We start from the raw sequence: 12,485 nt of genomic DNA on the forward strand, positions 1-12,485 counted from the left end.
ACCAAAGCAAATATCAAATCAAATATCAAAATAAATGCAAAACCATTTTCCACCATGGAAACACCACAAATAGCAACGCACAAAACTACCAACAAAGACGCAACAACAAATGACTAGATGAAAACAGCACAAAAATCGATCACACTAAATTAGAACAACATCTTATAATGCAAACCCTGTAACAGCAAAGCTTACAGTATACCCACTTATAGGTATACCTATAGAGGTATTAGTTAGATTTTTCTTATCCTTTTCATAACAAAGTTTTAAAATTTTATTGATCGCACTCACGTTACAACCAATAAAAAGTTATTTATTAACCAGCCCCATGATAATAATAAAAACGTCAAATACATTATTGTACAAATAACAAAAACAAACCAACTATCAGAGAATGAAATAAAGCAAGCCCATATTTAAATATTAAATCCGCACTAGACGTAATTTAATAAGAAATAAGAAAAGCTTATAAAACAATAAACTTAGGAGTTGTGATGAAATTACAAAAACTTGCAATCGCAGTTGCAGTAATGGCCGCATTATCGGCTTGTAGTGATGACGATGATAAAACTAAAGTCTGTCCTGATGGCACTGAGCTAGATACAGCTACAAATGAATGTATTGTTGTTCCCCCAGTCGAACCGCCAGTCGAGCCTCCTGTCACGCCACCAGAGGAGACAGACTTTTACAACAGTGATAACTGGGAGGAAAGCTTCCCAGAACAATACAAAACTTGGGCACAAACCGCTGAAAGCAATCCAGCGTCAGGTGTACCAACCGATCTACTCGAAGCCAATCCTAATCTAGTCAGCGCGTGGGCAGGCTATGGTTTTGCTAAAGACTATAATCGAGCTCGAGGCCACCACTTCGCACTAACAGATATCATTAAAACCCTACGTACAGGTGCGCCAATGGTTGGTCACGATGGTAAAGTGGTTGGTGAAGCAATGGCAGCAAGCTGCTGGTCATGTAAAACAACTGACCTTTCACGTATGTATGATGAGGTCGGTGAAGGTAAGTTTGCAGATAATGGCTGGTCGGTGTGGGGCGAAGAGATGTCTAACACTATTGGTTGTGCTGATTGCCATGAGTTAGGTGAGAATAGCCTACGACTCAGCCGTCCTTATGCATCTCGCGCTATGGATGCGATCGACATGACCTTTACTGCACAAAATCATGACAGCCAAGCGAGCCAGACTTGTGCTCAGTGCCATGTTGAATACTATTTCGATGGTACAGACTCTAAGAAAGTTCGCTACCCATGGGATCATTGGGTGCCTGGTGTAGAAACCGATTATGCCAATATTGTTGACTACAAAGGTAATGATGACTTGTATAAGGGCTTTGCCGCTGAAGCGCAATTGGCTTTCTATGATGAAAAGAACTTTAAAGATTGGACTAACGCCATCTCAGGTGCGCCATCATTAAAAGCACAGCACCCAGAGTATGAGAATCTGTTAGATCGAACTGACCACATGATGGGTAATCATCTAGATTTCAGCTGTAATACTTGTCACATGCCTAAGGCTAACAATGCCGATGGCGTTGAATACTCAAACCATAAAGTGACATTCGATGCCACTAAGCTACCTGAAAGCTGTACAGGCTGTCACGATGCCGATGCGTTCGAGTCTAAGTTTGAAAAACGTAAAGCCGAGATCAACGAACTACGTTTTACAGCCAACGGAACAGATCCTCGCCTAACGGAAGCACACTTCAAAGCACAAGCAATTTGGGCTGCCAACGGTATCCAAGGTCTAGAAGCGGGTAAGACGATTGGCGAAGCTAAAGCGGCTTATGAGGCGGCACTTGCGGCTGATAATACACTCGCCAATGAAATGACCAGCCTATTGACCAAGGTACGTAATGCACAATGGTTCTGGGACAGCGCAACCGCTTCTCACGGTATCTTTGCTCATAACCCAGCAGAAGCTAAGCGCTTGCTAAACAAAGCAAATACTATCTTGGATGCGGCAATAATAGAAGCCGATGCCTTGCTTGCTAAGTATGATGCTGATTATGCGTATGATGCAACTAAGTACGATACTAAAGCTAAGGTGCAACCTCTTGCCGGACTTAACTTAGAAGCGATGAAAGCTGATAAAGAAGAGTTCATTAAGGAGCGCGTTGAGAAAGAATGGCCAGCAACACTGCACTAGGTCATAATCTAGTCCAATAAAGCATCATCTCGAGCAATGCCGGTCTCTCCCACAGACCGGCATTTTTTCATCTCTGCTAACCATCGCAATCAATATCGGCACCGCAGAATCCTCGTCCTACTTATTGGCTTATCTCACAGTTGTGAAACTGACTGCCGATACAGCGCTGACTCATCGCTTGTGCTTGAGCTAGTTGCTGCTCACTTAGCTTAGCGGTTATCAGCTTTAGTCGCTGTTTAGCGATTTCATTGCCCTGAGAACTCGCCGCCGCTAACCAAACATAAATTTTGATAAAATCAGGCTCGCCATTGAATCCGTTATATTCCAGTGTCGCAATATCGACTTGCGCCTCGGCTAAGCCAAGTTCTGCCGCTTGCCTCAGCCACAACTTACCTTTGCTTACGTTCACGTCACCAAATGCCCCCTCAATATATCCCATACCGAGTTGGTGCATCGCCGGAGCAAAGCCCCGCTCAGCACTGAGCAGATACCAATTAAGTGCTTGCTGAGGCTGGTTATATTCATCTAAATAGAAGTTACCCAACACATAGGGCGCTTCGCTATGACCATTGCCACTACTTAACTTTAGCCATTTCATGGCTTGGGTAAAGTTACGTTCACCACCATTGCCCTCCATATCCATTAGGCCAAGCATAAACTGCGCTTCAGCTTGGTAACGAAGCGGCTGTGGCTGTGACGGTTGCAAAGAATGGCTTTGATTGGCCAGTTTCTCGTACCAGTAGCGTGCTAATTTAGGCTCAGGTGTTCCTGCTGCGCCGCCACGGTACATCTCGGCTAACGAATATTGTGCTTCTGGCATGCCTTGCTCAGCCGCAATGCGATAAAAAGTCATCGCACGCTTTTTATCAAGCTTTACCAAAATACCTTTGGCATACAGATACCCCAGATTGGTGGCTGCATCGACATCCCCCTGTGTCGCATTATCGATACATTGCTCAGACACGTTATCGGCGAGCCCCGCTACCGCATAATCACACCAAGGATCAAAAATAGGCGTCTTAACCGCCACATCAACCTGCTGTTGTTGACTGCTGCAAGCCGTTAAAACAAGTGTAGTCAGTAGAGGGAGACAAAATATCCGCATAAACACATCCACAAGCAAAGTACAAAAAGTCTTAAATAACAACTATAAGTAATAGCTAAACTGCTCACTGCCGTATTCATCGGCGGGCAACATAACCAATTTACTCCTGTGATGATAGCCAGAATCAGCAAATAACCACCATCTTGAGCAAGTCGTTAAATAAATGGCTAACGGCTCATAAAACCCAGCGTTTGCTATAGGGCTATATTTGAATTTTATATAAACTCAAACGACTAGTAAGCCTCTGACAAATATCACTAATTAAATGATGGAGTAACGATGTCGATCCGTGGAATGAATGAGCTAAAGCAATATATAGCAGCTAATGACTTTGAATGGCTGAAAGCCAATGATGCCGCAAGTAAGTTCGACAGTATCTATGAGGATGAACAAGGCATCGCCATAATCGATAAGCTCAGAGCCGCTGGCGTGTTCAGTGATGAGGATATCTTCCTCCAGCTATATTGCGACAAAGAACACCATATGCATGACTGGCATCACCAACAATGGCTAGGCAAAACCGCAGCGCTTTTCGACATTCTTGAACGTTACCCACGAGACGGCAGCCTAACCATTGCAGATGCCCCTGTAGGCCCTTACTATGAGCTGGTGTACGAACTTAGCAATGACTTTTTCCTGCCCATGATAAAGCGCTTGCGAGAGCTGGGTTTCGAGTTGGATCATAACGCCTTTCTTGAGCATGTGTACGATGGCAATGACGATCCTGAGTATGAGCTATATGAGTTTCTAATCGGCCACTATCAAACGTTTTCCCGCCAAGCATTAGCCACCACCTGCGCCGCAATACTAAGCCATGAGCCCGATGAAACGGAACTTGAAGATAAAAATCAGCAGATTATCAACACCCTGCTGGCTAAGGGCGCCGATTTAGATGCTCGCGTTAACGATAACAGTTGCGCGGCCGACTATGGTTCGCTATTTATCGCCTTTTTCGCCCTTGCGCCAGAGTTACTCAAATCTCACCCATTAATTGCCAAAAACTACTTACCGAGCGAACAAGCCGTAGAAGAGATTAATTGGGAATATGTGGTATTGGAAAACGATTTTGGCCCAACACACCTAGCTGTACTGACTAACTTAGTCGCCAAAGGTGCCGAGTTACCATTAGATGAGATTGCCGAAAGCTTAGAGGAGATTTGGCATTACTTAACAGAGAAGGTCGTCGAGCACGATTCACCTAGCGCTGCAGAGCACCTCAGAAAATTTGACCTAATGGCTTACGCTAGAGACGTCAGAGCGATGACAGCTTAACCTCGTAGATAAATCTAGATAGCCAAGCCGAGCTCTGTATACCGCTCGGCAAGCCCTTATCCTGTCGAGCCACACAAACTGAAACTGTTAGTCAGCTCCAACAATGACCCCAAGAGGCGCTAATAGCTGCTCCTGCTGCCACATGCATATTTTGACATTACTGAGATCGACCTTTCTTGGATCTAACCCTGATAGCTCAGCATAAGAAAGATCGCAGCCTCGCACATTAAACTGTCCCCAAGCATCACTGGAGAAATCGCCCCGACTCAAATCAGAGCCCTTAAACGATGCCCCATATAAATTCGCGCCAGTCCATTTATTTTCAAATAGATCGCATTTCTCGATACATTGACGCTCAAAATTAGCGTAAGACAAGTTACAGCCAGTAATATACACAGAACAGAAATAGACTTGTCGACTGATCTGATTGGCAAAACTCGCCTTAAAAAAGTTAGCGCCCTTCAAGTCGCAGTTTCTAAACTCCGCACCGAAGCAATTGGTTCCAGTAAAATTCACCATAGATAACTGGCAACCTTTGAAGCTCGAATCTTGCAAGTTAGCATAGTCAAAATTACAACCACTCAATGAACCCGACTCGATAAATGAGCAGTCGACAAAACGGCTGTCTCTGAGATCGGTATGATTGAAATGACAGTTATAAAACTTACACCGCTCAAAATGTGAATCACTCAAGTCTTGATGACTAAAATCATGCCCTTCGAATTGCTCATCTATTCTATTCATTATCGCCTCTTGCAACATAAAACCAAATCTGGAAATCGGAGACTAACATTCAAAACCTGAGAAACCAACAAAAACAAAACCTTAAATATCAACAGCTTAACCTGAGCGCTATAAGCGATTTTAAGGCGCCAAAATGGCTCTTAGACCTTGGTGAAATTTTTAATGAAGACGCGAAGGGCAAGAAAAAACTTTAACTAAACCTAGGCGCTTACAGAAGGCCAAGCAGATAGATTTGAGCGTTAGAGACAATGCCGTTTCAGAAACAACATCCCACTGACAGGATTAAATATCCTTAGTTATGGCTAAATATTCGGTTTTATCAAAACGGATAACAAAGGTATTTCAAATATGACTCGACCTCATTCACTCATTTCGGCAGCCCTCCCTTCGCAGCAGCCCCACTACATTCGCAAAATTGACAGCACAAGAGGGGCTACTATTATTGCCTTTGTGAGTTAATCCTAAATACTCGTCATAACGTACTCGAATTAGGTGCTCATATTAGAGAGTCAGCCTAGCGGTACTGCAAATTTTCTCTGTAAGAATGCAGACTGCTAACAAATAAATGAGGCAGGATTAGATGAATATATTGAGTAAACTTTTGATAGGTTCAACCATCAGCATCGCAGCAATGAGTAGCGTAGTACAAGCCGGAGATCTCATATGTAAAGTACAAGGAGGCGATGATGTCATCATGAAAAATATCTTGATCATGCGCTCAAACCAATTTCTAGTGGAGATTAACGACAGCTGCAAATCCCCCATATTCGATAATATTTATCGAATAGACGGCGTTAACGGTCAAGATATCAGTGAGACCCCAACCTATATCTCTTATACCCAATACCCATTAGCTAACCACCAACTGCTTGCCACAGTGCAAGTTGCTGACCAAAAAGCCTTTACAGGTATGTGTACCGTCACGCAAGAGATGTAGTCAGCGTAATTAGTGCAGACCTAGAGTTATCCCTCCTTACGCTCCACCATAAACAGCCCCACTTTCTATCTAAAGCCACGCTAGATGGCTGCTGGTGTCGCCAAGAAATATCACCTTTTACTAAAAGACTCGCTAACCTGAAAATGCACAACTATCGGCGGAAAAAAGCCCCGGTACTGTTCATACCGGGGCTTAAAAATTCAAGCTAACTCACATACGTACCAACTAGCAACAATCCACACTTAGCCAGATGACTTTACTTGTGCAGTCGTTGCTGGTGAATCGCTTAATGATGGCTTACCGAATTGCCGCTCCGCCATCGCTTTAGCCATTTTAGGGGCTTGCCACAGTGAAGGTAACAAAATAAAAGATACCGGTACTGCTGTGATCACAATGAAGGATTGCAGAGCGGAGATCCCGCCCGAGCCCATCGCAATCAATGCGATAGCAACCAGTCCCATCAATACTCCCCAAAACGCGCGCATCGCTCCACTCGGCTCAGTAGAACCAGTGACAACCACGCTAATGGTATACGTCATCGAATCACCTGTAGTGACGATGAATGTGGTTGTGAGGATCAAAAACAGTATCGCAATCAGCGTTGGCATTGGCAGCTGTGAGGTGATCGCCAGCAACACGCCAGGCAAATTAAACCCTTCAAATGCCGCCGAGATCACACCGGGCTCCGCCAGCTCGAATGCAAGCCCTGAACCTCCAACAACACTAAACCAGAAACAGGTGATCAGCGGCGCAATAATCGAAATAGACAGGAGCAATTGACGAATGGTGCGGCCGCGAGAAATTCGCGCAATGAAGATAGCCATCATAGGGCCATAACCAATAAACCAGCCCCAGAAGAATACCGTCCACCAACTTAGCCAATTGGCATCGCCACGGTAGAGTGACATAGGCACGAAATTATTGACCATTCTGGCCACGCCCTGCATATAGCCATCGACGATAAAGCTAGTTGGGCCAAATAACAGAATGAAGATGATCAGTGCAGCAGAAAGTAGAATGTTGTAACGACTAATGAGCTGAATACCACGGCTAAGGCCACTCAATGCCGACAAGGTATACATGGCGATAGCAAACAACACCACTAGACTCTGGGTGATTAAGGTGTCTTGCACACCAAATAGTGCATTAAGTGCGTAGCTGATTTGCAGACCAAGGAAGCCAATTGGGCCAATCGTACCGGCGGCCACAGCAATAATACAGAAGGTATCAGTTAAGGTACCAATCCAGCCTTTAAGCGCCTTGTCGCCAAAAATGGGATACAGCAAGGTGCGTGGCTGTAATGGCAAACCTTTGTCGTAGTGCAGATGCATTAACACGATCGCGGCTAAGCTGCCGAGGATCGCCCATGCAAGAAAGCCCCAGTGCAGGAAAGATTGTGACAGGGCATTGATCGCCAAGGTGCGCCCCTGTGCTTCACCATAAAAGGGCGGCGATGAGACAAAGTGAGCAATAGGCTCTGCAGCCGCCCAAAATACGCCACCACCGGCTAACAGGGTACACAGAATAATAGCCAACCATTTAAAGGTATCGATTTCAGGAGTCTTGCGATTACCTAGGGTGACATCGCCAGTTCTGGCAAAGGCTAAGTAGAGACCAATAACAAAGTTAGCCAGCAAAAGAACTTGCCAAAAAGGGCCAAACCATTGGGTTACTTTTGAAAATCCAACTTGAATGACGTTGGATAGCGCTGAGGTATCGAAAACAGCAAGCAGTACGAAGAGAACAAGAAAGCCGCCACTTAACCAGAGTACAGGACTAGCAAAGGCGTTAGTGGTTGATGCATTACTTTGTTCAGGGGGATGGGCAGCAAGGTAGTTTTCATCCGTTGATTTACGATCAACAGATTGTGTCAAATTCGACATTGAGTATTCGCTTTTGTCATCGTCAGCAGTTAAATATAAGCCTGTTTTTCAAGACATATTTTGCGCTGAGTCGGTGAATTTTCCTCGGCTATTGCAAAGACATTTTGCGACTTTGTAAAGGTTGAGGCTGTAAAAGGGGCGATATTTTAACACATTCGAAAGTAGGAATAAAATCGAGCTAAGTAACAGGAAAGTCGCAGCCAATATTAGAGAGTAGTGAATTATTTCACTTTCAACATCATATCAAGCATTTAATCTGTCACCATACTGGTCGCACTAATGGCAAATTAGATGGCAAATTAGAGCTTCGTGGGAAAGTGTATAAATGACTTCAACCGTAGCCAGTACGGCTATGGCTTGCTAAAGATATGCAGACTAAGAATATGGTTACTAAATATAAGCTATCTCAGAGCTGCGCATTCATAGACTTGAATGCACAAACTCTAGAATAGAGAAGCCAGTTAGATCTGACTCACTCTCACATCACTACCTAAACCTTCAAGTGACTCGATCACTTTCTCACAGGTGATAGATTCAGGAATGGCAAGCTTTAAAGTTGAAGAAAAAACTGCTGTACCTAACCCTATAACGGCTAAACGGTGACTCTCCAACGATTCCAGTTCAACCTCAAGATCGGCCAAAGTATTATCTATATCTCGTGTTAGACCGGGACGGTCATTACAGTCAAATAGCAATTTGACGCTTTGGTATGTGCTAGAAGCTCGCTCAGGGGCTGGGGCGTAGGAGAAATACAGTGTAGGAAAGTGGGTCTCAAAGTCCGACTCAAGTTGAGACAGAGACTCAACCTCGATAGCCATCTCAAACAGAGCGGTAAACTGACCGCCAAGTTTAATGACCTTACTCATTTGCCATTCACCACCATGTTTACGGGTGATCTCAGCCAATGATTTGATGATGCCAGCTTCAGTCACACCGCTGACAGTGGTAACAAAAGTCTTCTTCATATGAAATCTCCCTCAATACAAAAGAACATACAGTGAAAACGAATCACTCGACATACAAGCTTATCGATAGAACCAATCTAGCACAGCCACAGTGCTATACCAATCTCATTAACTGAACTTAACCTTTTTTTTGGTGTGATTATCCAACCCACAACACTTTATCAGGCTATACCGCCAAGATGACGGTATAGCGCAGTGTTCTTGTAGTTGAATATGGCAACAGAAATGCTAAGCCACTCACCGTGAATCACTGTAGATTTGATTGCTATTGATAATTAACCTCAACGAAAGTTATAGGGCCTAAAACGCCCTCTTTGGAGATACTTCTAACCTCAAAACGGTTCACGCCTCGTTGTAATTCCCAAGTGAATTCTTCAGATTGATGATCTAACCAAGCGCTATGATTAGTTTTGATTTCATAATGAGAAAACTGCTGCATATTATTATAAAAAAACATGGCGACTTTACCCTGCGCTGCAAAGCGCCACATGTTCTCAAGATACTGCTCTTCAGTTTCTATCTTATTTTTTTGAATAACGGACTGAAAACTGGCACTTTCATTTGGTAGTGCTGACATAGAGAAAAGTGTTTGATTCATTTTCGGGTAGGCTATTTCAACGGCTTTAGTAAACAATTTAGTATTGTTAGATCCCATCCCCTGAAAAGTTAGAAAGGGCTCTTTTGCCTCCATCATCAACACAGTGCTCTGCTTCTTATCAGAAATCTGCTGCGAAGCGATATGATACCCAAAGTAGTTGCTTAGAAAATTACTATAGCCCGCTTGATTCTCTTGCTGCTTGATATCATTCAATTTGGCAAAACTGCTGGTGACAATAAATGATATCTGTTCATATTTACCCTGCTGCTTTAAAAGAAACATGTCATAAATATTGAGGTATTGCCCCTCATATTGAGCATAGGTACTAAACTGTGGGTCGAAGAATATCCATTTATTTAAGTCATTAGACCAAACCTCTGTCGCAACATGGCCTTTGCCCCAACCACCATAAGCGACATCGCTTGACTGCAAACCAATCTGCCTTGAATGATGCCCCATCGCAGACAAGATATCGGCCATCACTTTGCCGTACTCAACACAGCGATACCTTGTACCTTGTTGATGCACAGACTTTAGAATGTCTAACGAACTCATCCCACTCGGTGCTTCATTAAAGCCATCGTGTTGCCATTGGCTTGCAACCCAATCCATAACCTCAATAAACAGTTGTGGCTCTTGATAGTGCTTAAATTTGCCCCTTTCAAACACATAAGAAATAAGCTCAGGATCTTGCTTAAAGCTCACCTCTTTCGGCACCGCGACCACCTTGGTTTGATAATTATTGCTTGCCGTCACTTCCACTTTTACCAGCTCATTAGCCAACAATGCGCAGGGGAACAGAGCCGCAATACATAACACTTTCAACTTAAATAATGAGCACAACAAAATTCAATTCCTTGTAAATGATGGATTGGCACCTACTGCGGTAATCCACTTACCTATAAGCACTTAGTCTTTATTTAAAATCAATAACATACTATCAAGCCTGAGGTTTAGCAATAGCCTAAAAACTGCCAGCATTTATCATATTAATGAGCAGTTCATATTAATTTCCTCACTTAATTTCACTTAAAAATGAATTAATAAATTTGTTCATCATTAAAGGCAGACAAGCTCATTCTCAGATAGTATCTTGGTAAGCAAGCTAACTTGATGTAAACAAAAAGGAAGTCACACGCAATGCTCATGGAAAGAGGCACCCTCGTTCGCTGGAACGAGGAAAAGGGTTTTGGCTTTATTAAACCCGAAACCGCGAATACCAAAGATGTGTTTATTCATATATCGGTATTAAAGCAGATGGCGCGAAAACCCGTGGTAGGCGACCAAATCCTGTTTCATAGCGAGCGTCAGCCTGATGGCAAACTCAAGGCCAGCAAAGCCAGTATTGAAGGCGTAGCCATTGTTGCTAGTAGAGCTGATAACAAGCATCTCCGCAGGCGCCAACAGCAAGCTAAATCTTCCTCTTTCGGCAGTGTACTTATCTCACTTGTAATCCTATTAGGGCTAGGTACGCTTGGTTTCAAAAAGTATGAAGAGATGACAGCAACGCCAATACTGACCAATAAAGATGTTGAGCAAATGAAGTTTAATCCGGTACACAACTTTCGTTGTGAGGCAGGCAAAACCCATTGCAGTCATATGAGTTCCTGCGAAGAGGCCAAGTTTTATATTAAATACTGCCCCGACACTAGAATGGATGGCGATGATGATGGAGTCCCTTGCGAGCGTCAGCTTTGCAGCTGGTGATATTTAACCTGACTCATGCTGTTAACATTGTTGAAAATTAAACAATTACACGCTAATGCATGGCAAATTCGCTTTCTTAAGAAGTCGGTACTTAAACTGAAATCGGCGCACCAAAAACACGCCGATGAAACAAGCTTGGCCACTATTTCGAAACAGAGAGCCAAAATCTCGTGATGACATGGTCAATGATGATCCCTATATCACAATGCCATTTCCCACATCCCTATGGGACAGACGCGAAAGAGCGACCGTTGACGCCATGAATACAAGTGCCATTAACGCTGGTTTGCTAGGACATTATCTTAAGGCATCTTTCTTAGTTATTGTATTGGAATGCTCATTTAAACAGTTTTTTCGCTCCGGCAGAGCCACTTGCATTATGTTGCAACTGTTCCAGACATGTTTTAACGACGTTGCTAATATGGCTTTTTTTAGTGTGGGAGATTATATTTATAAAAAATATTCTTCCGATAAAAAACAGCGCTAAATTTTATTTCCCAGTCAAATTCGTTCTATTTAGATCAGTAAATATCAACAAGGTACATAATTATCTACTAATTCAGGAAGTCACTGTTCAAGATATGCTTAGCTAAGAGATAAATGTTACCAAACCACAGCTATTAATAGTTATACCCTAATCATGTTGCGAGCTAGTTTATTGTTTCCAATTAGTTTAAATAGTTATTTAATTTTAGTGTTCTAGTTTATGAACTATATTTCGATTTTGAATATATGCTCATCTGGTATTCCCCCTTGTACACAGCTGCAACCATTGTAATAAAAAAGCGTTAAAGGTTTTTTTTGCGTATAACCAGACCGTATTTAGTTGTGTAGTTGTAGTTGGGTTTAAGCGAGTGTACACACCTAGACTCGAACATCCATTGCTTGCTATACCTTTCTATTGCTTACATTTTTTAATTTTATTACTTAATTTTCTCGCATAATTAATTTCTTATTCATTTTAATTGTTAACGGCAACTTTAAGAAATCCTCCCCTCACTTTACTTAATTACTTTTTTTATTTAATTTGCCTTCGAATTCATGGGTATTAAGCATTACCGCTTGATATCCCCTACTTCATTTGAGAATAGCCTATCGCATTCTTGAGTGGTGGT

General features: G+C 42.9%; 10 protein-coding genes. 5 read left to right on the plus strand and 5 right to left on the minus strand.

From position 1 onward, the window contains the following. Positions 1-494 precede the first annotated feature (494 nt). On the plus strand, positions 495-2,159 hold the full coding sequence (locus JMA39_RS07200; RefSeq protein ID WP_202721146.1) for an ammonia-forming cytochrome c nitrite reductase subunit c552: 1,665 nt from the start codon (positions 495-497) through the stop codon (positions 2,157-2,159). Between the two features lie 121 nt (positions 2,160-2,280). Here JMA39_RS07200 and JMA39_RS07205 read toward each other — a convergent pair whose 3' ends face one another. Continuing rightward, complete coding sequence (locus tag JMA39_RS07205; protein WP_202721147.1) at positions 2,281-3,264, minus strand: tetratricopeptide repeat protein; 984 nt, start codon at positions 3,262-3,264, stop codon at positions 2,281-2,283. 279 nt (positions 3,265-3,543) lie between these two features. On the opposite strand from JMA39_RS07205, the gene JMA39_RS07210 reads away from it, so the two are divergent. Further along, entirely contained in the window at positions 3,544-4,536 is a 993-nt protein-coding gene (locus tag JMA39_RS07210; RefSeq protein ID WP_202721148.1) for a hypothetical protein, read from the plus strand. An 87-nt stretch (positions 4,537-4,623) separates the two neighbouring features. On the opposite strand, the gene JMA39_RS07215 is transcribed toward JMA39_RS07210, so the two are convergent. Beyond that, positions 4,624-5,280, minus strand: coding sequence for a Qnr family pentapeptide repeat protein (locus JMA39_RS07215; RefSeq protein ID WP_202721149.1), 657 nt, complete (start codon positions 5,278-5,280; stop codon positions 4,624-4,626). 580 nt (positions 5,281-5,860) lie between these two features. On the opposite strand from JMA39_RS07215, the gene JMA39_RS07220 reads away from it, so the two are divergent. After that, positions 5,861-6,217, plus strand: a complete 357-nt coding sequence (locus tag JMA39_RS07220; RefSeq protein WP_202721150.1) for a hypothetical protein — start codon at positions 5,861-5,863, stop codon at positions 6,215-6,217. A gap of 242 nt (positions 6,218-6,459) precedes the next feature. Here the strand turns inward: JMA39_RS07220 and JMA39_RS07225 are convergent, their stop codons facing one another. The 3 genes from JMA39_RS07225 to JMA39_RS07235 form a co-directional block, all read right to left on the minus strand. Beyond that, entirely contained in the window at positions 6,460-8,100 is a 1,641-nt protein-coding gene (locus tag JMA39_RS07225) for a BCCT family transporter (RefSeq protein ID WP_202721151.1), read from the minus strand. A 461-nt stretch (positions 8,101-8,561) separates the two neighbouring features. Further along, positions 8,562-9,065: an ACT domain-containing protein gene (locus tag JMA39_RS07230; protein WP_202721152.1), complete on the minus strand. Its 504-nt coding sequence runs from the start codon at positions 9,063-9,065 to the stop codon at positions 8,562-8,564. 265 nt (positions 9,066-9,330) lie between these two features. Next, positions 9,331-10,509: a transglutaminase domain-containing protein gene (locus JMA39_RS07235; RefSeq protein ID WP_202721153.1), complete on the minus strand. Its 1,179-nt coding sequence runs from the start codon at positions 10,507-10,509 to the stop codon at positions 9,331-9,333. A 294-nt stretch (positions 10,510-10,803) separates the two neighbouring features. Here JMA39_RS07235 and JMA39_RS07240 point away from each other — a divergent pair, with 294 nt between their 5' ends. Together JMA39_RS07240 and JMA39_RS07245 are read left to right on the plus strand one after the other, a co-directional pair. Next, positions 10,804-11,370, plus strand: coding sequence for an excalibur calcium-binding domain-containing protein (locus JMA39_RS07240; RefSeq protein ID WP_202721154.1), 567 nt, complete (start codon positions 10,804-10,806; stop codon positions 11,368-11,370). A gap of 124 nt (positions 11,371-11,494) precedes the next feature. After that, positions 11,495-11,857 (plus strand): hypothetical protein, encoded by a 363-nt coding sequence (locus JMA39_RS07245; protein ID WP_202721155.1) that lies wholly within the window; start codon positions 11,495-11,497, stop codon positions 11,855-11,857. Positions 11,858-12,485: the final 628 nt, after the last annotated feature.

Origin of the sequence: Shewanella schlegeliana (genome assembly GCF_016765635.1) — a bacterium.
GTDB classification, from domain to species: Bacteria; Pseudomonadota; Gammaproteobacteria; order Enterobacterales; family Shewanellaceae; genus Shewanella; species Shewanella schlegeliana.